Raw genomic sequence first — 24,431 nt, forward strand, 5'->3', positions numbered from 1 at the left:
TTACCCGAGGGCTGCGATGCCGGCCCGCGCGATCTGCGCGTCTTCGGTCGACTTCACGCCGCTCACGCCAATGGCACCCACGACCTGACCTTCCACCACGATGGGTACGCCGCCTTCGAGCATGCCTTGAAGCGCCGGCACGCTGAGGAAGGAAACGCGGCCGCCGTTGATCATCTCTTCGTAGATGCGGCTCTCACGGCGGCCCAGCGCCGCCGTGCGGGCTTTGGCAGGAGCGATCTCGGACGAGATCGGCGCCGTGCCGTCCAGGCGCTGCATCCACATCAGGTGCCCACCGTCGTCGACGATGGCGATGGACACGGACCACTGGTTCTTCAGGGCCTCGGCTTCAGCGGCGGCGGCGATGGCGCGCACGTCTTCCAGGGTGAGCATGGGTTTGGTTTTCATGGCCGTGACGATAACGCGCCCGCTGCCGCCTAAGACGTGGCTCTTGCTAAGGGCATGCCCGGGTAGGCCCCGGCTCCGTAGAATCATGGCCTGCGCCAAACTCGGCGCGTCATTCACTTCCCGGAGGTTGTTCCATGAACGAAAGCGTGCAGAACTATCCAGGCGTGGCCGGTAGCGGCGCGCTGGCGGCGCAGCGCAACCGCGTGCTGCGCAACACCTACTGGTTGCTGGCCCTGTCGATGGTGCCCACGGTGCTGGGTGCCTGGGTGGGCGTGCAGACCGGCATGCTCCGCGGCATGGGCATGGGCCTGAGCATGATCCTGTTCCTGGGTGGCGCCTTCGGCTTCATGTTCGCCATCGAGAAGTTCAAGAACTCGGCAGCGGGCGTGCCCATCCTGCTGGGCTTCACCTTCTTCATGGGCCTGATGCTGTCGCGCTTGGTGGGCGCGGTGCTGGGCCTGAACAACGGCGCCAGCCTGATCATGACGGCCTTCGCCGGCACGGGTGCGGTGTTCCTGGGCATGGCCAGCCTGAGCACGGTGATCAAGCGTGACCTGTCGCAGATGGGCAAGTTCATGTTCATCGGCGTCATCCTGCTGCTGGTGGCTGGCATCGCCAACCTCTTCATCCAGAGCAGCGCGCTGATGATCACACTGTCGGTGCTGGCGATCGGCATCTTCTCGTTCTTCATCCTGCACGACCTGAAGCGCGTGCAAGATGGTGAAGAGACGAACTACATCACCGCAACGCTGGGCGTGTACCTGAGCCTTTACAACGTGTTCAGCAACCTGTTGGCGCTGCTGGGCATCTTCGGCGGCGAGCGCGAATAAGGCGTTCAACGCCCAAGACGAACGGGGCCCTCGGGCCCCGTTTTTTCTTGCCTGCCGCGTGGGCTTTCAGAGGCGGTCGAAGACAGCCATGCTCTCCACGTGGGCCGTGTGCGGGAACATGTTCACCACGCCCGCCAGACTGCAGCGGTAGCCGCCCTGGTGCACCAGCAGGCCGGCGTCACGGGCCAACGTGGCCGGGTTGCAACTGACGTAGACGATGCGCCGTGGCAGCTCGAAACCGCCCTCGGCGTGCAGGTCGGCCACCGCCTTGGCCAGCGCGAAGGCGCCTTCTCGCGGCGGGTCGATCAACCATCGCTGCACGGGGCCGGCGGCTTTCAGATCGGCAGGCGTGATCTCGAAGAGGTTGCGCGCCTCGAAACGGGTCTTGTGCGCCAGACCGTTGCGCTGCGAGTTGGCCCGCGCGCGGGCCACCAGCGTCTCGCTGCCTTCGATGCCCAGCACGCCGGCGGCGCGCGTGGCGAGCGGCAGCGTGAAGTTGCCGAGCCCGCAGAACCAGTCGATGACCTGATCGTCGGCCTGCACGTCCAGCAGCTTCAGGGCGCGGTCGACCAGCACGCGGTTGATGTGTGGGTTGACCTGGGTGAAGTCGGTGGGCTTGAAAGGCATCGTGATGCCGTACTCGGGCAGGCGGTAGGCCAGCTCGGGACCGCCTTCGTCGAGCAGGTGCACGGTGTCCGGCCCCTTGGGCTGCAGCCACCACTGCACCGCGTGCACTGCCGCGAAGTCGCGCAGGCGCTGGGCATCGCCCGGCGTCAGTGGCGCGAGGTTGCGCAGCACCAGGGCTGTCACGGGACCGTCAGGGCCGTCGCCAGCGGCGAGTTCGATCTGCGGCATCTGCTCGCGCAGCTCCATGCTGCCGATCAGCGCCCGCAGAGGCATGAGCATCGCGCTGACCTTGGGCGGCAGCACGGGGCAGACCTGCATGTCGGCCACGTAGCGCGACTTGCGCTCATGAAAGCCGATGAGCACCGTGCCCTTCTTGTGCACGTAGCGAACAGACAGGCGAGCGCGATCCCGGTAACCCCAAGCCGGGCCTTCGATGGGGCGCAGCAGACGGTCGGCCTCGACCTTGGCCAAGTGCCAGAGGTTGTCTTCCAGCACCCGCTGCTTCACGGCCACCTGGGCCGAGGGGTGCAGGTGCTGCATCTTGCAGCCACCGCAGGCACCCGCGTGCAGGCCGAAGTGGGGGCAACCCGGGCGTACACGCTGCGGGCTCTCGCGGCCCAGCGCCGACATGGTGCCCTGCTCCCAGCTGTTCTTCTTTCGAGAGACCTGCACCTGGACGCGCTCGCCGGGCAGCGCGCCCTCGATGAAGACGACCTTGCCGCCGCCCTCGCCTTCGAGTCCTTCTGCACCCTCGGGCTTGGGCCGGTGCGCGATGCCCTGGGCTTCAAGGTCGAGCGACTCGACCTCGAGCCAATCAAATCCGCTGCTCATCGATGCTGGAATGGAAGAGCGGTGGAGCGCTCAGCGCGAGGGCAACAGGCGGGCGGGATCGACAGGCTTGCCCTGCCGGCGGATCTCGAAGTGCAATTGCACGCGCTCGGCATCGCTGGAACCCATCTCCGCGATCTTCTGACCGCGGCGCACGGCTTGGTCTTCCTTCACCAGCAAGGTCTGGTTGTGCGCGTAGGCGGTCAGGTAAGTGGCGTTGTGCTTGACGATCACCAGGTTGCCGTAGCCCCGCAAACCTGCGCCGGCATACACGACGCGGCCGTCGGCTGCCGCGAGCACCGGGTCACCGGCCTTGCCACCGATGGCCAGGCCCTTGCTCTTGACTTCGTCGAAGCCCGTCAGCACTGGACCGGCGGCTGGCCAGAGCCAGTTCAGATCGTCGTCGCCGTCGCGCGCCACCGGCGGCGTCGCGGTGGGCGCCGACGCGGCCGGGGTCGACGCGCCGGCGCTCGGCGTTTCGGGGCGGGGCGCGGCGCTGTCGAGCGGGCGGCTTTCCACACGTCCGGAAGGTGCCACCGGACGTGCCACGACGCCGTTGGCGTCGGCTTGCGGCGGCACCACACGCAGCACCTGCCCGACCTCGATCACGTTCGGTTGGGTCAGGCCGTTCCAGCGGGCGATGTCGCGCCAGTTCTGACCGTTCTCCAGGCCCACGCGGATCAGCGTGTCGCCCGGCTTGACGGTGTAGTAGCCCGGCTTGCCGGCGTTCTCTGCGCCCGCGGGCAAGCGCGGCGGCGCGGTTTCGGCGGCGGTCGAGGTGCTGGCACCTGCCGCCGAGGCTGGCGCCGCGCCTGGGGCTGGCAGCGGCGAACGCGGCTGACCGACCGAGGTGCGGTCTTCCACCGGAGCGCGGTGAGTGGGCGAGGCGCAGGCCGCCAGGCCCAGCACGGCCACCGCCAGCGCCGCGCGCCATGCAAGCGTTGCGGGCACGGCGCGGGCGCCGTGGTGGTGTGGGCAGATCTGCGGGTTCACGTTCATGCAGCGCCGGATTTTAGGGGGACGAAATGCACGGCATCGAGCCACTGGCGCTGCAGTTGCCCATCGGTCTGTCGGTCGATGACGAGCAAGCCCTGGCCCCCGCGCTGGGCGTCGTGCATCGGAGCGACCAGGCGACCGCCGACGGCCAACTGCTCCAACCAGGCGGGCGGCAGGTCTTCGCCGCCTGCGGCGGCCACGATGCTGTCGAACGGCGCCCGCGGCGCATGGCCAAGTCGGCCATCGCCATAAACCAGGCGCAGGTCGCCCAGACGCTGGCCATCCAGGTTCTCGACGGCCTTGTCGTGCAGACCGCGCAGGCGCTCGATGGAGACCACGCTGCGGCCCAGCAGGGCCAGCAGGGCAGCCTGGTAGCCGCACCCGGTGCCGATCTCCAGCACACGCCCGAGGTGGCCCTGTGCGCGGGCGCTCTGCCCCTCGAACAACAGCGTGAGCATGCGAGCCACCACCGAAGGCTTGCTGATGGTCTGAGACAGGCCGATCGGCAATGCGGTGTCTTCGTAGGCCTGGATGGCCAGCGCGCTATCGACGAAGCGGTGGCGCTCCACCGTCGCGAAGGCCTGCAGCACCGCCTCAACGCGCACGCCATCGGCGCGCAGCCGCTGCACCATGCGCTGCCGCACCGCGGCGGAATCAAGGCCCAGGCCGCTGGGCTGATGGCGCCCCGCCGCCTGTTGTGCAGCAGCCTGTGCGGCGTGCTGCAGCGGCGCCTGCGGGCGCAGCACTTCGCCACCCGTGCCGCGCGTGCGGCCCTCGGGCCGCGCGTGCACACGATCCAGGCCCAGCGGGAAACGCGGCGAGCGCGGTGGTCGCGGCGGTGCAGCCGTCATGCTGCGGGCTGCGCCGTGCGCGCGGCCCACAGGCCGAGCGCGGCATGGTCGGTGAGGTCGACCTGCAGCGGCGTGATGGACACGCGGCCTTGCGCCACGGCATGGAAATCGGTGCCTTCGCCGCATTCGCGCGCATCGCCGGCCGGGCCGATCCAGTAGATGGGTTCGCCGCGCGGGTTGGTCTGCCGGATCACGGGCTCGCTGGCGTGGCGCCGGCCCAGCCGCGTGACGACACGCGGCAGTTGCAGCGCGTCGGCACGGTTCGGGATGTTCACGTTCAGCAGCCAGGGCGCTCCGTCCAGGCGCACCTGCGAAAGCACCTGTTCGACGATGGCCCGCGCGGTGGCCGCCGCGGCATCGATCTCACCCCAGCCCTTCTCGGCCTGCGAGAAGGCGATGGCTGGCACCCCGAAAAGATAACCCTCCATGGCCGCCGCCACGGTGCCGGAGTAGAGCGTGTCGTCGCCCATGTTGGCGCCGTTGTTGATGCCCGAGAGCACGAGGTCGGGCCGCTGGCTCATCACCCCGGTCAGCGCCAGATGCACGCAGTCCGAAGGCGTGCCGTTGACGACGTGCACGGCGTGTCCGCGCGCCCCCCTGGCCTGAAAGATATTGAGCGGCCGGCCGAGCGTCAGCGCGTTGCTGGTGCCGCTGGCGTTCTGCTCGGGGGCGAAGACCGTGATCTCGCCCAGGCCCTCGCAGGCTTGCACCAGGGCTGCCAGCCCCGTGGCGAGATAACCGTCGTCGTTGGCAATGAGGATGCGCATAGGGCTTCAGATTGTAGGGAGCAAGAAAAAGGCGGGCCGAGGCCCGCCTTGTTCGTACCGCTGTCGGTTCTGGATCAGAACTTGAGCGTGGCGCCGATGGTGTAGGCGCGGCCGACCACGTCGTAGTACGACGGGAAGGTGTTGCCGCTGTTCGTCGCGGTGGTGCCGATCGTGCTGCCCACTTCCGGCGGCTTCTTGTCGAAGGCGTTGGCCACCGAGAGCTTCAGCTTCAGGTTCTTGGTGACGTTCCAGTCCACGGTCAGGTCGACGTAGCTGTAGGCCTTGACGGTCGAGAACTGGGGCAGGTAGTTCGTGCCGCCCGGCTCCTCGATGACCTTGCCCACGTACTTCCAGTTGTAGGCGAAGTTCCAGTCACCCACGTTCCAGCTGCCACGCTGCGTGAACTTGGTCTTGTAGTTCGGGCCGCCGCAGCTCGTGCCGTAGAAGCCCAGGCAGTCCAGCAGAGGCACGCCAGGGATGGTCTGGAACTCGTACTTCGTCACCTGGTTGGCGCTCAGGGCGAGGTCGACACGGCCCCACTTGGCGTCCAGACCCAGGCTGCGCAGCGGCAGGCGGTAACGCACTTCGAGGTCGTAGCCAGCGGTCCAGTCGGTGCCGAGGTTCGACGTCGAGGTGTTCACGCCGCGCGCGGTGCCACCGTTGAAGGTGCCGTCCACCGGGCTGCGACCGATCAGGCCGCACAGCGAGTTGAAGCCCAGGCCGGGGTTCAGCGCGGTGGTGTAGCAGCCGTTGATCACCTGCGGTGCCGTCGCGGCGCTCACCGACTTGTTGATCGTGATCTGGTAGTAGTCCAGAGAGACCGACAGACCCGGCACGAAGTCGGGCTCGAACACGAAGCCGACGGTCGACGTGTCGGCTTCCTCGGGGCCCAGGTTCGGGTTGCCACCGGCCACCACGTTGATCTGGCCCGCCGAAGGCTGCGGCACGGCGCCGACCTGGCCCAGGGGCACGCCGGTCTGGACGCAAAGCGCCGACAGCGTGCCAGGCGTGTTGGCCTGTGCCGCGCTGATGTTGTTGCCGGCGCAGGGGTCGACCTGCAGGTTCGCCAGGCCCGACACCACCGGGGCGTACAGCTCGTTCACGTTCGGGGCGCGGGTGGCGCGCTGCTTCATCGCGCGGAAGCGCAGGCCCTTGATCGGGGTCCACTCGCCGCCGTACTTCCAGCTGTCGTAGTTCTTGCTCGAGTTGCCCGACGTGAACTTCGTCGTGCGGAAGCCGGCTTCCAGGTTCAGCGCCTTGGCGGCCGGGAAATCGGCCAGCACGGGGATGATGGCTTCGAAGAAGCCTTCATCCAGCTTCAGCGTACCGCTGCGGTCAGGCAGCGGCGCGCCGGTGCCCAGAACTTCGCCCTGGATCTGCGACGGGCCGTCAGACGCGTTGCCACCGAAAGTGGTGCGCTGCTCGGCACCGATGGCCAGAGAGATGGGGGCCTTGGCCAGCGGGCTCTTGATCGGACCCAGGTCGCCGGAGAAGCTGGCCGAGTAGACCTTCTGCGTCACCGTCTGCTGCTGGATGGCGTTGACGTTGAAGAAGGCCAGCATGGCCGGGGTGATGGAGCCTTCGGCGCCGAACACGTTCAGCGGCACGCAGCCGTTGGCGGTGTTGGTACAAGCCGTGGTGCTCAGCGCGTTCAGCGCCTGGCGCGAACGGGCCAGGGAACCCCAGTTGATGCGGGTGCTGACCTGGAAGGCGCGGCCACTGGTCATGTAGGCGTCATAGCCCCAGTTGCTCAGGAAGGGCAGCGTGCCCTTCACGCCCACCGTGTACTGCGAGGTCTCGTTGTCGAAGGTGTTAATGCGGGGGCCGATCTCGGTGATGCGGCGGTTGATCTGCATCTGCACGATGGTCGTGCCACCCGCGCCAGAGACGCAGCCGGCGGCGGCGATCTGGTAGGCCGCGCACAGCTGGTTGCGCATGGCCGTCGGGATGTACGGGTTGCCGATGGGCACGTCGTACAGGTTGTTGAAGGTGCCCGTGGCGGCCAGGTTCAGCTCGACCTTCGAACGCGTGTAGAACAGGTCGGCGTAGACCTGCGCGTTGTCGTTGATCGTGTACTCGGCCAACGCCGTCATCTGGGTGCGATCCAGCGGCGTGATGAAATAGTTGGGCGGGTTGAAGTTGTACAGGTTCACCGCGTTGGCGGCGCCCAGCGTGCCCGTGGCCGGGTTGATCTGGCGGCTGCCCGGCAGCGCGCCGTTGAGGCCGGCGTTCCAGTCGGCGGCGGGGATGTTCGACGGGCGTGCGATCGTGAAGGCCGAAGGCACGGTGGTGCCCGAGCCGCCAGGCGCGCCACTGGTCGAAGTGATCGAGAAGACGCTGAACGGGCGCTCGCCCTGGGTCAGCGGGTTGGTCTTGGCCTGGCCGACGCTCAGCGCGACGTTGCCCTTGCCTTCGGCAAAGCCGGCGCCCAGGGTCAGGTCGGTGCGATAGCGCTTGGCGTCGCCTTCTTCAGAAACGCCGTAGGAGCCCGAGGCTTCGACGCCCTGGAAGTTCTTCTTCAGAACGAAGTTCACGACACCGGCCACGGCGTCGGCACCGTACACGGCCGAAGCGCCGCCGGTGACGATGTCCACGCGCTCCAGCAGCGAGACAGGGATCGAGTTGGTGTCGACGACGCCAGCCAGGTTGAACGGCACCATGCGGCGGCCGTTGACCAGCACCAGGGTGCGGTTCGTACCGAGGCCGCGCAGCTGGATGGTGGCACCACCGCCCGAGCCGTTGTTGGTGTTGGCGCCAATGGCCGGCGTGGTGGCCGGCAGGCTGCGCACGACTTCTTCAACGGCCACCGGCTGGGTGGTGTTGAGTTCGGCAGCGCTGACGCTGGAGATCGGGCTGTTCGACACCGCACCCAGGGTGCGGATGCGCGAACCGGTGATCTCGACGCGCTCTGCCGTCTGGGCGACGACGGGCATCGAGGTCGCCAGCAGAGCGCCGCCCAGCGCCAAGAGGGCGCCGGTGCAGACTTTGGTCTTCTTGAACATGTGAATCGGACTCCTGGTGAGTAGTTGCTCAGTCAATTCACTCGCCGCGGCGTCTGTCGCGCGCCCAGACGGGCACGCACGACCCCCGCGCAGGCATCGTGTGAACTTATTGTCACGGCAAGGATCCAGGCCCCCGGCCCGGACCGGCCCGCAGTTGGGGGCTCCGCGTGACCCAGGCGTCACACATCCAGGCGCAGGAAACATCCGCAAGTTGTTGAAATTCAAAGGCTTATCCCCCTTTTGATTAGGGGGGCGGGGCGCCGACGGCGGGTTTCCACCGATCGTGTCGGGCCCCGGCAACGTTGGCCCCGTGCAACAGACGCCGGGGCGGGCTGGCGCACCGAACCGGGAATACCGGCAGTGCCAGCAGGGTCGTTAGGGGCCGGCTGCCGTCACCAGCCGATGAAGGCGTCGCGCCCCTGCACCGCCAACTGCACGCGGCGCCCCACCGGCAGACACACGCGGGGGTGCAGATGGCCGAAGGGCAGCCCGGTCAGCACCGGGGTGCTGCTGACCGAACGCAAGTGCGCCACCACCGTCTTGAGCGAATACCCACGGTCCAGCGGCGACTTCTTCCACTCGCTGAAGTGGCCCAGCAGCACCGCCTTCTGGCGGGCCAGAACGCCGGCCTGGTGCAGCTGGAGCATGCAGCGCTCCACACGGTAGGGGTGCTCGCCCACGTCCTCCAGGAACAGCACGCCGCCGCTGATGCGCGGCCAGTGCGGCGTGCCCAGCATCGAGCACACCATGGCGAGGTTGCCGCCCCACAGTTTGCCGGCGGCCGTGAGACCGTCGAATCCGGCCTCGGTACGAAAGCCCACCGCTTCCAGTTCGCCCCCCATGGCCTCGACGAAACAATCGCGCGTGACCTCGTCCACGCCGCCTTCGGCCTCGGTGCGACCGAAGCTCTCCACCGCCGTCGGGCCGGCCCAGCTTTCGTGCCCGCTGTGCGCCAGCAAGCCGAGCTGCAAGGCGGTGAGATCGCTGAAACCCACCCAGCGCGTGCCCTGCTCCACGCTGCGGGCCAGCAGCGGCCAGTCGATGCGGTCGAGCAGGCGTGTGCAGCCATAGCCGCCGCGCACGGCCAGGGCCACCGAGGGCGCCACCAAGGCCACACGGTGGATGGCTGCCAGGCGTGTGTCGTCATCCCCTGCGAAGCGCTGGTGGCGGGCCAGCGCGGCCTCGTCGACCGTGACGCTGAAGCCCAGGCCCTGCAGGCGGCGCGCCGCCAGGCGCAGGCCTGCTGCCTTGGGCAAAGCCCCGGCGGGCGCGAAGAGGGTCAGGCTCGTGGACATGGTTCAGGCTTTCAGCGCGGGGGCAGCACGGCCAGCACCTCGTGCGGCAGTTCGGTGGCATCGCCTGCGGGAATGGGGTCGTCGGTGGCCTCGGGGGCGCCGCCGCCGGCCTCGGCATCGGGTTGCAGCGCCTGCGCCCGTGCGGCGTCGCGCTCGGCCCGCTGTTGGGCGCGGCGCTCGGCGAAGAAGCTGCGCAACAGCTGCCCGCATTCGTCAGCGAGCACGCCGCCCTGCACCGCGGTGTGGTGGTTGAGCTGGCCTTGCGCGAAGAGGTCCACCACCGAGCCTGCGGCGCCGGTCTTGGGGTCGGGCGCGCCGAAGACCACGCGCTTGAAGCGCGCGTGCATCAGCGCCATGGCGCACATCGCACACGGCTCCAGGGTGACGAAGAGCTCGCAGTCGGGCAGGCGGTAGTTCTCCACCAGCGAGGCCGCGTGCCGCAGCGCCACGATCTCGGCATGGGCCGTGGGGTCGTGCGTGGTGATGGGCCGGTTGTAGCCGGTGGCCATGATCTGCGGGCCCTCGGGCCCGGGGCGCACGATCACGGCGCCCACCGGCACCTCGCCCACGAGCCAGGCGTTCTGCGCCTGGTCCAGCGCCAGGCGCATGACGAACTCGTCACTGGGGGTGTTCAAGCGGCCGCCCCACCCTGCCCGCCGCTGGGCACGCCGCCCTGGGCTTGCCAGCGGGCTCGCCGCGCCCGGCGCTCGGCCTCGCGCTCCGCGCGCCAGGCCTGGGCGCAGGCCGCGGTGTCCACGTGGGCCAAGCGCTCGGCCCACGCTGCCGCAGCGGCGTCGGTGGGCTGGCTGCGGCGGTATTCGCGCCCATAGCCGTCGCGCTGCAGCCAGCCGCCGTCGACCAGCCAGCGGCGCAGCTCGACATGGTCGACATCGATGAAGCGACCCGGCCCGGCCAGTTGCGCTTTCAGCGCTTCGTTCACCTGGGGCTCGGTGGCCACCAGCCCGACCGGCAAGCCCGCCCAGATCCAGGCCAGGGCCTGCAGGCGATCGTCGGTGGACAGGCCGCCGAGCGCGACCCCGTCCTTGACGACGAGGCGCTGCAGCGAAGGCGGCAGTTCCGGGATGGGCAACGGGCTCATAGGCGGCCTCTATTCTGACGCCCGCCCGGTCCCGCGCCGGCGCCCGCCGCTGCCGAAGCATCCCGGATACAACCCGCAACGCCTGCTGCCCGGGCCCTGCGGTGCTAGGGGGTGTCATCGCCGCCTGGGCTGCCTACAGTGCGGCACGCTGCGGCCCCGCCCGCGGCAGCAGTACCCGCCACCGATGAGTTCGCCCTCCGCCACCGACTTCGCGCCCTCCAGCGCCCGCTGCGCCCCCGCGCTGCCCGGCTTCGTGGGCCAGCATCCGGCCTTCCTGGCCCAGGTGTCCAAGCTGCCGCGCTACGCAGCCTGCCCGGCCGGTGTGCTCATCCAGGGCGAAACCGGCACCGGCAAAGAGGTGTTCGCGCAGGCCATCCACTACCTCTCGCCCCGCGCACCGCGCCCTTGGGTGGCGGTGAACTGCGGGGCCATCCCGGTCGACCTGCTGGAGAGCGAGCTCTTCGGCCACGTGCGCGGCGCCTACACCTCGGCGCAGACCAGCCGCCACGGGCTCGTGGCCGAAGCCGAAGGCGGCACGCTCTTCCTCGACGACATCGACTGCCTGCCTCTGCCGGCGCAGGCCAAGCTGCTGCGCTTCCTGCAGGAGCACGAGTACCGCGCCGTGGGCTCGAACACCGTGCGCCATGCCGATGTGCGCGTGGTTGCCGCCAGCAACCGGCCGCTGCGCGAGATGGCGCAACAAGGCGCCTTCCGCGAAGACCTCTACTACCGGCTGAACGTGCTCGCGTTGTCGCTGCCGCCGCTGCGCGAACGCGCGGCCGACATTCCCTTGCTGGCCACCCACTTCCTGCAGCGCTACGGCGGCGCAGGGCACACGCTGTCGGCCGGCGCCCAGGCCAGGTTGATGGCCCACCGCTGGCCGGGCAACGTGCGCGAGCTGGCGCACGTGGTCGAACGCGCCGCCTTGCTGGCGCGCAGCGACTGCCTGCGCAGCGACGACATCGAGATCGACGGCGAAGAGGCCGGCACCGCGCCGTTCGAAGCCGAGGGCCAGGACACGGCCGCGATGGGGCAGGCGCCGGCTGCCGGCCTCTCGCTGCGCGACGCCAAGGCCCGCCTGGTGCAGGACTTCGAGCGCCGCTACATCGAAGAACTGCTCAGCCGCCACGCCGGCAACGTCACCCATGCGGCGGTGGAGGCCGGCAAGAACCGCCGCGCCTTCTTCGAGCTGATGCGGCGCTACCGCATCGAATCCAGCAGTTTCCGCGCGCCGCACTGAGCCCCGCGCGCTCCGCAGTTCCAACGGCCAGCCTCGCGCTGGCCGTTTTGCTTGTTCGCGCTCGGGGCCTGCCACCAGGACAAGCGCCCACCCGGCCAGGACAAGGATGTCCTGCCGGCCCGCGGCGCGCGCTGCCCTCTGGCGGGCCCGTGCCTTCCTCGGGTTAGCACCCGGACACGCGGATCCTGCCCAGGGCCGGTGAAGCACCCGGTTGCCCTGGGCAGCGGGGCTGGCACCGCTCTTGCGGTAAAGCCCTGGCCATGCCACCGAAGGACGAGGTCGAGACCGTGATCCAAGCCCTGCGCCGCTACACCAGCGACAACCCCCACGCCTGCGACACGCCCGACGGCATCGCGCGCTGGTGGCTGCAGGGCCGGCATGCGGGCGGCCTGGTGGCGCTGGCGCTGGAACGCATGGGCGCCGAGGGCCTGCTTGAACGCCGGCCCGCTGCCGACGGCCGCGTGCGCTACCGCCTGCCCATGCCGGCTGCCGAGCCGGTGCCGTCCCCCACGGCAGTGGCCGCCGAGACCGGCCCCACCCTGCCGCAGCGCAATGGGGCCCGATGAGCGGGCTGGCCGCCATCACCGCCACCGGCATGAGCCTGCAGCGCGCGCTGACGGCTGCGTTCGCCGAACGCTCGCCGCTGGTGGACGAGGCTGCGCCGGGCGCGCCGCCGGCCGTGCCGGTGGAACTCGTCAACACCCGGCGGCTGCAGGAGATCGGCGAGACCACCAACCCCACACCGCTCATCACGCTCTACCTGTACCGCATCGACGTGGACAAGTCGATGCGCGCCTCCTGGGCGGCCGCGGGTTCCGTGGAAGGCCGTGGTCGCCTGCCCCTGAACCTGCACTACCTGCTCACGGCCTGGGCCGGCGATGCCGCCACCGAGCAGCGCCTGATGGGCCGCGCGCTGCAGGCGCTGGAAGCCACGCCCGTGCTCACGGGCCCGCTGCTGCTGGCCCCCGCCGGCCTGCCGGCCGACGAGCCCGCGTGGGAAGCGCAGGAGGCCGTCTACCTCGGCATCGAAGACCTGCCCACCGAGGCGCTGATGCGCATCTTCGACACCCTGCCGGTGGACCACCAGCTCAGCGTGCCCTACTGCGCCCGCGTCGTGCGCATCGACGGTCGGCGCCCGCCTCCGCCGCTGCCGGTGTTGGACGCGCAGGTGCGCCTGCACAGCCTGCGCGCCGAGGTGCAGCGGTGAGTCATGCCCTGCTGATCAGCGCCGGGCCCGAACTTGCCCGGGTGCAACACCGGCTGGCCGTGGGCGTGCAGTGCCTCGATGCACTGAGCGGCCAGCCGATGCTGGCACCACTGCAAGTGCGCCTGATCGCCCTCGGGCCGCTGGCGGCCGGCCTGGCACTGCAGCCCAAGGGCGAGGGCCGGTACAGCCTGCCCGATGCCGGCGCATTTGCCCGCCTGTGGGACCGCTGCACGCGCCTGGACGACCCGCTGCCGCGCACGCTGGACCTGCTGGTGCACGAAACCCTGCCCAGCGCGGCGGCCACCGAGGCCGAGGCCCCGCACCGTGTCGGCCCGCGCCGGGTGGTGATGAACCTGGCAGAGACCGCGCCCGCCCTGCCCACGCCCGGCTTCCGCCCCCGGCCCCGGCCCGGCCGCGAAAGCACGCTCACGCTGCGGCTTTTCCCCGGCCCCAACCATGGCTTCGACGCCAGCGCAACGGTGCTGCGTGGCCGGGTGCAGCTGGGCACGAGTGCCGCCGATGCGCGCCCGGCGCGCTGGGCGCGCATCGTGGCCACGCGGGGCAGCGCGGTGCTGGGCCACACCCAGGCCGACGAGCGCGGCGAGTACGCGCTGCTGCTGCGCTACCCCGCGGGATTGCTGGCCCCGGCCACGCCCAGCCCGGCCGATGCGCAGATCGACGTGCACATCGCCGCGCGCCGCAATCCGCCGCTGCCCCGTGGGCCCTTTGGCGACCTCAGCCCCGAGCCCGCCAGCGTGGCGTCGCTCGACCCCTTGCCCCTGGCCGACCTGCCGGCCGCCTACGACCGCCGCGTGACCGTGGCCCGCACCGTGGTCTTTGGCGGACCCAACAGCGGGCCGGCGCACGAACACCTGCTCCCGCCCTGAGCCCCAACCCTGCCCGACCCCCTGCCCCGAAGGAGCCCCGAGATGCCCGAATACCTTGCCCCCGGCGTCTATGTCGAAGAAACCAGCTTCCGCTCGAAGTCCATCGAGGGGGTGTCCACCAGCACCACCGGCATGGTCGGTCTCACGCGCTACGGCCCGGTGCAGTACCCGGGCGGGCCGCTGCGCTGCGAGCCGCGGCTGATCACGTCCTTCACCGAGTTCGAAGCCGTCTATGGTGGCCTCGAACCGCTCGACCTGAACGGCACCCTGCACTTGCCCTACCTGGCACATGCGGCGCGGGCCTACTTCAACAACGGCGGCCAGCGCCTGTACGTCAGCCGCGTCTACAACCCGCTGCAGGCCGGCGGCAACGATGTGTGGGGCGTGGCCTCGCTCACGGTGCCGGCGGCGGGCCGCAACGCGCGCTGGGTGGCCCGATGGCCTGGCGACGATGGTGAAGTGATGGTGGAGACCACCGTCACGCGCACCCGCAACCTCGGCTTCACGCATGCCGCACCGGCCCCAGGGCAGCCGCCCGACCCGCTGAACCGCGCCGCATGGGGTGCACAGGCCAAGGGCTTGCGGGCCGGGGCGCTGGTGGAAACCTGGCCGGCCGCGACGCCCACGCTGCCCGGGCCGAACGCCGCGCTCAACGCGGCGCAACTGTTCGTCGTCACCGTCGATGTCGATGGGCGCCAGCGCTTCCAGGGCGCGGGCGGCGGTGCGCCCGTGTCGCTGCCCGATGGCACGCTCATCCTGCTGGTGGAACTGCGCGTCAGCGTGCGTCATGGCAACCCGGCCGCACCTCGCCGCGTGGATGTCTACGAGGCGCTCTCCCCCTCGGCCCTGCAGCCGCGCTACATCGGCACCGTGCTGAGCCGCGACACCCCGCAGGACGAAAACGCCGCTGTCTACCTCGACTGGACCGACGGCGGCGGCTTCGAACCCGCGCTGCTGGCCATCGCGCTGCAAAACCCGCCCGGCGTGCGCCTGAGCGGCGGCAACGATGGCGACGCGCTGCTGCCCGACGACCTGGCCGGCACCGCCGCCGACCCTGACGACGCCGAGGTCGGCGCCACGGGCCTGGAAGCCCTGGCCGAGATCGACGACATCGCCATCGTCGCGGCGCCCGATGGCGGCGCCATGGCGGCGCCCGAGCAGGCCGCCGACCGGCTCATCAGCCATGCCGAGCGCTGCCGCTACCGCATCGCGGTGGTGGACGGCCCCGAGGGCAGTTCCATCAACGCGATCCGCGAGTTCCGCGGCCGCTTCGACACCAAGTACGCGGCGCTCTACCACCCGTGGATCGAGATCCTCGACCCGCTGGCCTCGCCCGCGCCCGGCGAGCCGCAGCCGCGGCTGATGCTGCCGCCTTCGGGCTTCGTCTGCGGCATCTACGCGCGCAGCGACATCGAACGCGGCGTGCACAAGGCGCCGGCCAACGAGGTGGTGCGCGGGCTCACACGCTTCGAGATGAACATCAACAAGCCGCGCCAGGACGTGCTGAACCCCGAGGGTGTGAACTGCCTGCGCTTCTTCGAGGGCCGCGGCAACCGCGTCTGGGGCGCCCGCACGATGAGCAGCGACCCCGAGTGGAAGTACGTGAACGTGCGCCGGCTCTTCATCTACCTGGAGCACAGCATCGACAAGGCCACCCAGTGGGCGGTGTTCGAGCCGAACAACGAGCGCCTGTGGGCCAACCTGCGCCGCACGGTGGCCGACTTTCTCTTCGTGATGTGGCGCGAAGGCGCCCTGCTCGGCAGCAAGCCCGAAGAGGCCTTTTTCGTGCGGTGCGACCGCAGCACCATGACCCAGAACGACCTCGACAACGGCCGCCTCATCTGCCTGGTGGGCGTGGCGCCGGTGCGCCCGGCGGAGTTCGTCGTCTTCCGCGTCGGCCAGTTCACGGCCGATGCCAAGTAAACAGGAGCAAACCAGATGGCCACGATGCGCGACGCGCCCTACGGCGCCTTCAACTACCTCGTCAGCCTGGGCGATGGCATCACCAGCGGACCTGCGGCCGGCTTTTCCGAGGTCTCGGGCCTGGGCAGCGAGGTGAACTACAGCGAGTACCGCGCGGGCAACGACCTCGTCAGCACGGCCCGCAAGTTGCCCAACACCTACAAGCAGGAAGACGTGGTGCTCAAGCGCGGCGTCATCGGTCACATCGGCTTGTGGCAGTGGCTCAACCGCGTGCGCCAGGGAGCGATCGAACGGCAGACCGTGACCATCACTCTGCTGGACGAGGCCCGCAACCCGGTGCTGACCTACATCCTGCGCTCGGCACAGCCCAAGAAATGGGTGGGCCCCACGCTGGCCGGCAAGGGCGGCGGCGAGGTGGCGATGGAGGAGTTGCACCTCGTGCACGAAGGCCTCGACGTCGAGTGAGCCTCCGCGCATGAACTTCCACCGCCTGCCCGGGCTGCAACTGCAGCACCTCACGCCCCCGCCGGCACGGCCGCTGCGGCTGGACGTGCCGGTGTTCGTGGGTGTGGCGCCGCGCGGACCGGCTCGCGAGCCCGTGCTGGGCCCCGGCTGGCCGGCCGACGCAGGCATGGTGCACCCGCTGCGCCCCCGGCTGCGCAGCGTGGCGGTGCCGGTGGATGGGCTCGACAGCTACCGCCGGCTGTTCGGCGAGGTGGAGGCCGGCGCCTACCTGGGCCGCGCGGTGGCCACCTTTTTCGCGCAGGGCGGGCGGCGCTGCTGGGTGATGCGCATCGTCTCGCGCAGCACGCCCGCGCCCAGCGCCAGGGCGCAGCTGCACATGCTGCAGGTGGAAGGTGCGCCGCCCCTGCCCGCCACCCTGGGCCTGGTGGCGCGCAACGAAGGCGCCTGGGGCAACACGCTGCAGGCCACGCTGGCCCTGCAGGCCGAGGCCGCACCGCTGCGCCACGATGGCAGCCGCTGGCTGTGCACCGCCGCCGCACGGCTGCCCGTGGGCAGCCTGCTGCGCTGGCGCGAGGGCGCGGCGCCCTGGCAGCTGACGCGCGTGGAAGCGCTGGTGCGTGAGCGCAGTGGCGCGCACGACCTCTGGGTGCCGGGCTTCGACAGCCTTCCGGGCGCCGCCGCACGCGTGGAACTGCTCACCGTGCAGCTGCGGCTGGGCGACGGCCTCAGCGTCGAAAACCACAGCGGCCTGGGCCTCGACCCGCGCCACCCGCGCTGGCTGGCGGCCGAGCTCTGCCGGCAATCGCAACTGGTGTGGCCCGCGGCCGATTGGGCCGCGCAAGCCCTGCAGCCGGCCGACGCCACACGCCTGGGCACCGAGACCCTGGCCTTCACGGGCGGCGCCGACGCTTTCGAGCCCCTGACCCCCGACGACTTCTTCGACCCGCTCGCCCCCGACGGCTTCTGGCGCGAGGAACCCGACCCCGACCAGCCACCGGGCGAAGGCATCGACGCCCTGCGCCGGCTGGACGAGCCCGCGATGCTGGTGGTGCCCGACCTCTACCACCCGCTGGGTCTGGAACGCGATGCCGAGCCGGTGGAAGAGCTGCTCGATGCCGCCGGCGCCGCCTTCGCGCCCTGCCGGCCCGGGCGGACGGTGAGCACGCCGCCGCCACCCGTGGCCTACCCCGGCCTGCAGCTCGACCCGCTCCGCGCCGACGAGTTGCAGCGCATCGTCGGCCTGCAGCAGCGGCTGGTGGCCTTTGCGGCGCACCGTGCCACCAGCGCGCCGCTGCTGGCTTTGCTGGACGTGCCGCCCGGCCTCTCGGCCACCGCCGTGATGGCGTGGCGCCGCCAGTTCGAGGCCGAAGACAGCCCCGACACCGCGGCCTACGCACCGTGGCTGCTCACCACCGCCGGTGGGGCGGCCGCCGGCATGCCTGGCGCGCCGGGCCGCCTGGTGCCCCTGCCGCCCAGCGCCGCAGCGGCGGGCGTCATCGCCGCGCGCGAAGCGCAAGACGGCCTGCCCTTCGGCCCCGCCCAGCGCGTGCTGCAGCAGGTGGTGATGCCACGGGCCCGCTACAGCCCGGCCCAGGCCGACGCGCTGCACACCGAGGGCATCAACCTCAGCCTGCTGCAGGCCGAGGGCGTGGTGCTGATGGGTGCGCGCAGCTTCAGCCGCAACGGCGCCTACCGCGCCCTGGCCTCGCGCCGCGTGGTGCACTGGCTGCTGCGCTGGCTGCAGCGTGAAGCGCCCTGGCTCGTCTTCGAACCCCTGAACCCAGGCCTGGTGGAAGACGTGAACCTGTGGCTGCAGAACCTGTTGCGCAGGCTGTGGCGCGGCGGGGCGCTGCGCGGCAACAGCGAGAGCGAAGCCTTCTTCGTGCGCGTGGCGGCCGAGCCGCGGCGCCAGGCCGAACTGCTGGTGGACATCGGCCTGGCCTTGGCCGAGCCGCTGGAGTTCATCGTCGTGCGCCTGAGCCTGGCCGACGACGGCCTGCGCCTGGCGCCTGCGGCCTTCGCGGCCGCGGAAGTCTGAAACGCGAGACGCAGACCCTCGTCGGAACCCACCCCATGGCCGGCCCCGAACTCCTCACCGCCTTCAACTTCGAGGTGCAGCTGCGCCGATCGCCGGCCAGCCCGCTGGGCGGGCGGCGCTTGTCGCAAGACGCGCCCGCATCCTCGCCCGACGCCGGGCAAGCGCTGTGCGACGGCGGCTTCCAAGAGGTCAGCGGCCTGGAAATCGAGATGGACGTGCAAGACGTGCTGGAAGGCGGCCGCAACAACGCCGTCATCCGCCGCCTGGGCCGCGGCAAGTACCCGCTGCTGGTGCTCAAGCGCGGCATGTTCCACAGCGGCCCGGGCACGGGCGCCGACGGCCGCGCGGACGACCGCTTCTGGCGCTGGATGATGGACGCGCTGGACGGCGTGCGCCCGCTGCAGCGTGTGGACGGCACGGTGCGTGTGCTGGGCCCCGACCGGAAACTGCGCGCCACCTGGACCTTCGAGCGCGGCCTGCCCGCCAAGCTGCGCGGGCCCGAGCTGAACGCCCGCACGGGCGAGATCGCCATCGAGGAACTCAGCATCGCGCACGAAGGCTTGCGCCTGGCGGGGGGCGGGTGATGGCCGAGCTTGCGAAAGCCACGCTCACCGAGCTGAACGCCAGCAACCAGCCGGTGGGCCAGGGCAACCCGGTGCAGTTCAACCCGGCTTCGATGCGCCTGCAGTTCAGCAACCGCAGCACCGGTGGGGCCCAGGCTGGCGCACCCACGCGGCAGCAGGCGGGCGAAGGCTCGGTCACGCTCAGCTTCGACCTGCACTTCGACAGCGCCGACGAAGGCACGGCCGACGCCCCGGTGTCGGTGCTGCGCAAGACGGCGGCCGTGCAGCGCTATGTGCGGCCCCGGGGCAACCGGCCCGGCGAAGAAGCGCCGCCGCGTGTGCAGTTCGAATGGGGCGCTGTGAAGCTGCAGGGCGTGATGGACAGCCTCTCGCTGGACATCGAGCTCTTCGCCTTCGATGGCACGCCGCTGCGCGCGCGCTGTGCCGTCAGCATGAAAGGGCAGGACGCGGCCTACGCGCTGGCGCCGCAAGGTACAGGTGCTGGCAGCGCCCTGCGCGCCGCCGCCGAGGGGCTCTTGAACAGCACCGCCGGCCAGGCCGCGCAGCGCGTGGCGCCTTTCGGCACCACCCAGGCCCTGAATGCTGCGCTGGCAGGCGCCGAGAGCGTGGTGCGGGCCCTGGAAGGCGAGAGCCTGGCGCAACTGTCCGCGCGCACCGGCCGCGATCCGGCAGCCTGGCGCAGCCTGGGCGCCGGCAACGCCGACCCCTTGGCCTTGCGCGCTGGGCAGGAGGTGCCGCTGCCCCGCGGCAGCGGCGCGGCGCCTGCGGGCAACGGCGCCGGCGGTGGGGCCCTGGCCAGCGGCGGGCTGGCGGCGCTGCGCAGCAGCGGTGGCACCGCGGTGGCCGAGAGCAGCCCCGCGGCCCTCACACGTGCCGGCGGCGTGGCCGCGGCGCAAGGCCAGCAGCGCGAAGCACGGCACGAAGGCGGCGCCAGCGCGGCGCTGCGCGGCTTCGGGCTCACGGCGCGGGCGCCAGCCGGCGGCGCCACGGCGGCCCCCGCCGCTGCGTCGGCCAGGGGCGGCCTGCAGACGGGCAGCACCGGGCCAGGCGGCCTGGCACCGGCCGACGACCGCCCCTACGGCTTCGGCCTGCCGCTGAAACCCCGCCGCGCGGTGGCGCCCGCATCCGCCCCCGCCGCCGCTGGACGGCGCTCGGCATCGGCCAGCCCCTGCGGCTGCGGTGGCGCGTCGCGGCCGTGGCGCAGCGCCTGCGGCTGTGGCCGCTGAAGCCGGAGGCCCCCATGCCCGTGCAGATCAACGAACTCTCGCTGCAGGTGGACGACGACGGCGCGCCTGCCGCCGGCCAGACGCCCCCAGCGCCCCTGCCCCTGGCCGCCGAAGCCTGGCGTGCGCAATGGCTGGCCGCGCGCCTGGCCGAGCAGCAGGCCCGCTGGGCCGCCACCGACCGCGACGACGAACGATGAACGCCCCGCTCTTTTTCAGCGCCCGCCCGCGCATCGACCTCGACGGCCAGGCGGCCGACAAGATGGTGCGCGACCTCGTGCGCCTGGAAGTGCACGCCAGCACGGCCGGCCTCAGCCGTCTGCGCGCCTGGCTCACCGCCATCGGCCCCGTGACCGGCCAGGCCGACGAAGGCCTGCAGTGGCTGGACGGCCGGCTGCTGCACCTGGGCAGCGAGCTCGCCGTGGTGGTGGCCGACGTGCCCCTCTTCGAAGGCCGCGTCTCCTGCATCGGCGCCAGCTTCTCGCAGGGCACCGCGCCGCTGGCACAGCTGCAGGCCGAAGACCGGCTGTGGGACCTGCGCCAGACGCGCCGCATCCGCACCTGGCAGGACGTGGACCTCGCCGCGCTGGCTCGAGCCATCGCGGCGGAACACGGCCTGGAGGCCGACGTGGACGCGCGCGGCCCCACGTGGGCCGAGCTGCAGCAGTGGAACGAAACCGACCTGGCCCTGCTGCGCACCCGCTGCGCGCTGGCGGGCGCCGAGCTGTGGATGGACGGCCGCACGCTGCGCATCACCCCGCGTGAAGCCCGCAGCGCCCCGGCGCTGAGCCTGGTGATGGGCAACGAGCTGCTGGCCCTGGACATCGACGCCGACCTCGCCCACCAGCGCAGCCGCGTGGCCATCAGCGGCTTCGACGCGGCCGACAAGGACAGCGTGCACGAAGAGGCCGACGAAGCCGAACTCGCCGGCCTGGCCGCCGGCGGCACCAGCGGCGCGCAAGCCTTGGGCCAGGCTTTCGGTGAACGGGCCACGCAGCGACTGCACGACGCGCCGCTGAACCGCGAGCAGGCCCGCGCCCGTGCCCGCGCCGAGATGCAGGCGCGCTCCAGGCGCTTCGTGCGTGCCCGCGGCCTGACCACCGGCAGCCCGAACATGCAGGTGGGCAGCGCACTGACCCTGGAACGCCTGGGCCCCCTCTTCGACGGCCCGGGCTACGTGGTGACCGAGCTCACCCACACCTACGACCTGCAGCACGGCTTGCGCACGGCCTTCGTGGCCGAGCGCGGCTGCATCCTGCACGGGGGCGGCTGATGGACCCGCAAGCGCCCGACGCCCTGCTGCGCTGGTACGGCCTCTACCCGGCACTGGTGGAAGACCTGCTCGACCCGCTGCAGCTCGGCCGCGTCCAGGTGAGCTTCCCGGGCTTCGGCAGCACCGGGGCCGGCGCGCGCTGCTGGACCACCCTGCTCTCGCCCTACGCCGACGACAACCAGGGCCTGCAGATCCTGCCCGAGGTGGGCAGCCAGGTGGTGGTGGGCTTCGAGGCCGGCGACCCGGCGCGCGGCTACATCGTCGGCGCCTGTTGGAACGGCCGCGCCGCGCTGCCCGAGGGGCCAGACACCGCCAACAACCTGCGCCTGCTGCGCACGCGCTCGGGTTCGGAACTTCGCTTCGACGACACCACCGGCGCGCCGGTGGTCACGCTCAGCACGCAGGCCGGCCACCAGCTCAGGCTCGACGAAGCTAGCAGCGAGGTCGAGCTCAAGCACAGCAATGGCTGTGTCATCCGCATCGATGCCGCGGGCAAGGTGACGGTGGAAGCGCACAGCACGGTGGATGTCTCGGCTTCCCAGGTCAACCTGAAGGCGCCGATGGTGAAGTGCGACGGCGTGCTCAAGTGCGAGACGCTGATCGCGCAGGCCGTGGTCTCTGCTTCGTACACGCCGGGCGCCGGCAACGTGTGGTGACGCAGGCATGAACACCGCCCCCTCCGCCCACCCCTGGCTGCTGCTGGCGCCCTGGTGGCACTGGCAGCCGGCCGATGATCCGCAGGCCGGCCGCGGCACCGCACCGCAGCTGCAGATGTTCGCGGCCGACGATTTCATCGAGGGCTACCTGCAACGCCCGCAGCACAGCCTGCGCTTCGACCCCGTGGCCGATGTGGTGGGCAGCGTCACGCGCCTGGGTGCGCCCATGCCCGCCGCGGTGGCGCGCGCGCAGGCCGCGCAGAGCTGGCTCAGCGGCGGCGGCGACGCGCTGCGCACGCAGGCCCTGCCGGCCTCGGCGCTGAACGAAGACGCCCGCAACGTGCGCCTCGTGGCCAGCGGCCCCCGCAAGCTGTACCTGCCGCTGCACGGGCGGCACTACCTCGTCAGCTGCAGCCTGCACTGCGACGAACGCTGCCTGCCCGCGGTGGACGCGGCGCAGGTGTGCGCCGCCGGCTTCGTCATCCGCCGCCTCTCGGCGCCCGTGCCGCGCGAACTGGAGCGCGAGCTCTACACGCTGCAGCAGCGGCGCGAGCAGGCCGCGGCCGAGCTGGATGAGTTGCAACTGCGCGGCCCGCTGCGCGAGCACCTGGCCTGGGCGCGGCGCCGCCGGCTGCAGACGCTGGAAGCGCGCGGTGAACTCGCCGCCGCGCGCACCGCCGCCCAGCAGGCCCATGCCGCGGCCGAAGCGGCTCTGGCCACCTGGCGCGTGCAACACAACATCACCCAACGCGTGGAGTACTGGGTGGCCGACCCGCTGGATGCCGACCGTGGCCAGTGGAAGCCCCTGCCCGCCGAGCAGCAGCTGGCCGGCCCGCCCGACGAGCAGTTCTTTCCGCTGCGCCGCCTGGTGGCGCCGCCGGCCGACCCCACGCACGACGCCACCGGCCGCACGCTCTACTTCGGCCACGTGCCCACCAGCAGCGCGCAGCGCGACGCCGAAGGCCGGCCGCGGCTGGACATGCACGCGCTCTACGAGATCCGCTGCTTCGTCACGCGCCGGCGCAGCGGCTGCACGCGGCCGCGCGCGGCCGCCGGCTGCCAGGGCCAGCGCGTGTGGAGCCTGGGCACCGAGGCCTTCCGCATCGCCAGCCCCATGGACGCGTTGGGTTGCGCCAACCGCCCCATCACGCTGCGCATGCCCGATCTCAACGAGCTGCTGGCCCAGGCCCTGGCGCGGCCGCGCGGGGCCTTGTCGAACGTGCGCGTGGTGCACAGCCAGCAGATCGCGCCCAAGGTGGTGGGCGGCCAGCCGCAGCCCGGCGCGGCCGGCGGCGGGGCCATCTGCCACTTCAGCATCCCGCTCATCACCATCATCGCGATGTTCGTGCTGAACATCTTCCTGCCGGTGGTGGTGCTGCTGTTCAACCTGTGGTTCCTGCTGGCCTTCAGGTTCTGCATCCCGCCTTCGGTCAGCGCCAGCGGCGACATCGATGCCGCGGCCAAGATCACCCCGCTGCTGCCGCCCAGCGCCGACTTCAGCGCCGGCGTCACCGTGGACGGCAACTTCCTCGACGAGAGCGAGGTGCGCGACGCGCTGCGCGCCGGTCTGAAGGCGCAGATCGAAGGCGACAGCGGCCTGGACGGCGACGGCCGCGCCGCCATCGACGCCCTGCCCGACGTGCGCCTGGCCACCGACACCCGCAACAGCATGGACAACCGCACGCTGCTGCCGGTGGAAACCGACGAGAACGGCCGCCTGCTGGAGCCGCGCCTGCCCAGCCCCAACGGCCCGGCGCCCGAAGACTTTCTCGACCACCCGCAGCCGCAACAACCGCGGCCGCGCAGCCCGCAGCGGAGCCTGGCATGAGCGAAGACCGCAGCCTCGTCACCCGCCACATCGGCTTCGGCCTGGCCTGGCCGCTGCTGCCGCAAGACGGCCGCCTGCCGCGCGCCGAGGGCCTGGCGCGGGTGCGGCAGGCGCTGCAGATGATCCTGGAGACCGAGCCCGGCGAACGCCTGATGCGGCCCGATTTCGGCTGCGGCCTGCGCCGCTTTTTGCAGCAGCCGAACAACGGCGCCACACGCGCGCAGATCGAGGCCGCGGTGCGCGAGGCCCTGCAGCGCTGGGAGCCGCGCATCGAGCTGCTGGACGTGGCCGTGGAGCCCGACGCGCAGGTGGGCAGCGCGCTGTGGATCCTGGTCGACTACCGGCTGCGCCTGGACGGGCGGCGCGACAACTTCGTCCACCCCTTTCACCTTGCGCATCTGGAGTAG

24 protein-coding genes are annotated in these 24,431 nt (G+C 71.4%); 15 read left to right on the plus strand and 9 right to left on the minus strand.

Translation table 11 applies throughout. The features are described from left to right. Positions 1-405, minus strand: coding sequence for a GlcG/HbpS family heme-binding protein (locus EOE66_RS10090; protein WP_128228565.1), 405 nt, complete (start codon positions 403-405; stop codon positions 1-3). 134 nt (positions 406-539) lie between these two features. Here EOE66_RS10090 and EOE66_RS10095 point away from each other — a divergent pair, with 134 nt between their 5' ends. Further along, a complete protein-coding gene (locus tag EOE66_RS10095; RefSeq protein ID WP_128228566.1) occupies positions 540-1,235 on the plus strand; it encodes a Bax inhibitor-1 family protein in 696 nt (231 codons plus the stop codon). A gap of 66 nt (positions 1,236-1,301) precedes the next feature. On the opposite strand, the gene rlmD is transcribed toward EOE66_RS10095, so the two are convergent. From rlmD to EOE66_RS10135, 8 genes are all read right to left on the minus strand, one after another. Then, a complete protein-coding gene (gene rlmD, locus EOE66_RS10100; RefSeq protein WP_128228567.1) occupies positions 1,302-2,693 on the minus strand; it encodes a 23S rRNA (uracil(1939)-C(5))-methyltransferase RlmD in 1,392 nt (463 codons plus the stop codon). A 30-nt stretch (positions 2,694-2,723) separates the two neighbouring features. After that, positions 2,724-3,641 (minus strand): peptidoglycan DD-metalloendopeptidase family protein, encoded by a 918-nt coding sequence (locus EOE66_RS10105; protein WP_245478987.1) that lies wholly within the window; start codon positions 3,639-3,641, stop codon positions 2,724-2,726. A 44-nt stretch (positions 3,642-3,685) separates the two neighbouring features. After that, positions 3,686-4,537, minus strand: coding sequence for a protein-L-isoaspartate(D-aspartate) O-methyltransferase (locus EOE66_RS10110; protein WP_128228569.1), 852 nt, complete (start codon positions 4,535-4,537; stop codon positions 3,686-3,688). Next, positions 4,534-5,304, minus strand: coding sequence for a 5'/3'-nucleotidase SurE (surE, locus tag EOE66_RS10115; RefSeq protein ID WP_128228570.1), 771 nt, complete (start codon positions 5,302-5,304; stop codon positions 4,534-4,536). Before surE ends, EOE66_RS10110 begins: the two co-directional genes overlap by 4 nt. A 74-nt stretch (positions 5,305-5,378) precedes the next feature. Next, a complete protein-coding gene (locus EOE66_RS10120) occupies positions 5,379-8,306 on the minus strand; it encodes a TonB-dependent receptor domain-containing protein (RefSeq protein WP_128228571.1) in 2,928 nt (975 codons plus the stop codon). A gap of 392 nt (positions 8,307-8,698) precedes the next feature. Further along, on the minus strand, positions 8,699-9,601 hold the full coding sequence (locus EOE66_RS10125) for an LD-carboxypeptidase (protein WP_128228572.1): 903 nt from the start codon (positions 9,599-9,601) through the stop codon (positions 8,699-8,701). Between the two features lie 11 nt (positions 9,602-9,612). Beyond that, entirely contained in the window at positions 9,613-10,209 is a 597-nt protein-coding gene (tadA, locus tag EOE66_RS10130; protein ID WP_128228981.1) for a tRNA adenosine(34) deaminase TadA, read from the minus strand. Between the two features lie 23 nt (positions 10,210-10,232). Next, on the minus strand, positions 10,233-10,700 hold the full coding sequence (locus tag EOE66_RS10135) for a DUF2087 domain-containing protein (RefSeq protein ID WP_128228573.1): 468 nt from the start codon (positions 10,698-10,700) through the stop codon (positions 10,233-10,235). A 184-nt stretch (positions 10,701-10,884) separates the two neighbouring features. On the opposite strand from EOE66_RS10135, the gene EOE66_RS10140 reads away from it, so the two are divergent. From EOE66_RS10140 to EOE66_RS10205, 14 genes are all read left to right on the plus strand, one after another. Then, on the plus strand, positions 10,885-11,940 hold the full coding sequence (locus tag EOE66_RS10140) for a sigma-54 interaction domain-containing protein (RefSeq protein ID WP_128228574.1): 1,056 nt from the start codon (positions 10,885-10,887) through the stop codon (positions 11,938-11,940). 260 nt (positions 11,941-12,200) lie between these two features. After that, the gene (locus tag EOE66_RS10145) at positions 12,201-12,506 is read left to right on the plus strand and encodes a hypothetical protein (protein WP_128228575.1); all 306 of its coding nucleotides are present in this window, start codon (positions 12,201-12,203) and stop codon (positions 12,504-12,506) included. Continuing rightward, entirely contained in the window at positions 12,503-13,147 is a 645-nt protein-coding gene (locus EOE66_RS10150) for a Pvc16 family protein (RefSeq protein ID WP_128228576.1), read from the plus strand. Before EOE66_RS10145 ends, EOE66_RS10150 begins: the two co-directional genes overlap by 4 nt. Beyond that, the gene (locus tag EOE66_RS10155; RefSeq protein WP_128228577.1) at positions 13,144-14,034 is read left to right on the plus strand and encodes a serine/threonine-protein kinase; all 891 of its coding nucleotides are present in this window, start codon (positions 13,144-13,146) and stop codon (positions 14,032-14,034) included. The genes EOE66_RS10150 and EOE66_RS10155 overlap by 4 nt, the downstream gene beginning before the upstream one ends. Before the next feature lie 42 nt (positions 14,035-14,076). Continuing rightward, the gene (locus EOE66_RS10160) at positions 14,077-15,957 is read left to right on the plus strand and encodes a phage tail sheath family protein (protein WP_128228578.1); all 1,881 of its coding nucleotides are present in this window, start codon (positions 14,077-14,079) and stop codon (positions 15,955-15,957) included. A gap of 15 nt (positions 15,958-15,972) precedes the next feature. Further along, positions 15,973-16,422, plus strand: coding sequence for a phage tail protein (locus EOE66_RS10165; RefSeq protein WP_128228579.1), 450 nt, complete (start codon positions 15,973-15,975; stop codon positions 16,420-16,422). A gap of 10 nt (positions 16,423-16,432) precedes the next feature. Further along, the gene (locus EOE66_RS10170; protein WP_128228580.1) at positions 16,433-18,460 is read left to right on the plus strand and encodes a hypothetical protein; all 2,028 of its coding nucleotides are present in this window, start codon (positions 16,433-16,435) and stop codon (positions 18,458-18,460) included. Positions 18,461-18,495: 35 nt separating this feature from the next. Continuing rightward, entirely contained in the window at positions 18,496-19,044 is a 549-nt protein-coding gene (locus EOE66_RS10175) for a phage tail protein (RefSeq protein WP_128228581.1), read from the plus strand. Further along, positions 19,044-20,270, plus strand: coding sequence for a CIS tube protein (locus EOE66_RS10180; RefSeq protein ID WP_128228582.1), 1,227 nt, complete (start codon positions 19,044-19,046; stop codon positions 20,268-20,270). Before EOE66_RS10175 ends, EOE66_RS10180 begins: the two co-directional genes overlap by 1 nt. 14 nt (positions 20,271-20,284) lie before the next feature. Then, on the plus strand, positions 20,285-20,467 hold the full coding sequence (locus tag EOE66_RS10185) for a hypothetical protein (RefSeq protein ID WP_128228583.1): 183 nt from the start codon (positions 20,285-20,287) through the stop codon (positions 20,465-20,467). Next, positions 20,464-21,540, plus strand: a complete 1,077-nt coding sequence (locus tag EOE66_RS10190) for a phage late control D family protein (RefSeq protein ID WP_164885064.1) — start codon at positions 20,464-20,466, stop codon at positions 21,538-21,540. The genes EOE66_RS10185 and EOE66_RS10190 overlap by 4 nt, the downstream gene beginning before the upstream one ends. Then, positions 21,540-22,196 carry a phage baseplate assembly protein V gene (locus EOE66_RS10195; RefSeq protein ID WP_128228585.1) on the plus strand — a complete coding sequence of 219 codons (657 nt, stop codon included), beginning with the start codon at positions 21,540-21,542 and terminating at the stop codon, positions 22,194-22,196. The genes EOE66_RS10190 and EOE66_RS10195 overlap by 1 nt, the downstream gene beginning before the upstream one ends. 7 nt (positions 22,197-22,203) lie before the next feature. After that, positions 22,204-24,024: a hypothetical protein gene (locus tag EOE66_RS10200; protein WP_128228586.1), complete on the plus strand. Its 1,821-nt coding sequence runs from the start codon at positions 22,204-22,206 to the stop codon at positions 24,022-24,024. After that, a complete protein-coding gene (locus tag EOE66_RS10205) occupies positions 24,021-24,431 on the plus strand; it encodes a GPW/gp25 family protein (protein ID WP_128228587.1) in 411 nt (136 codons plus the stop codon). Before EOE66_RS10200 ends, EOE66_RS10205 begins: the two co-directional genes overlap by 4 nt.

The sequence above is a fragment of the Rubrivivax rivuli genome (assembly GCF_004016505.1).
Taxonomy (GTDB): domain Bacteria; phylum Pseudomonadota; class Gammaproteobacteria; order Burkholderiales; family Burkholderiaceae_C; genus Rubrivivax; species Rubrivivax rivuli.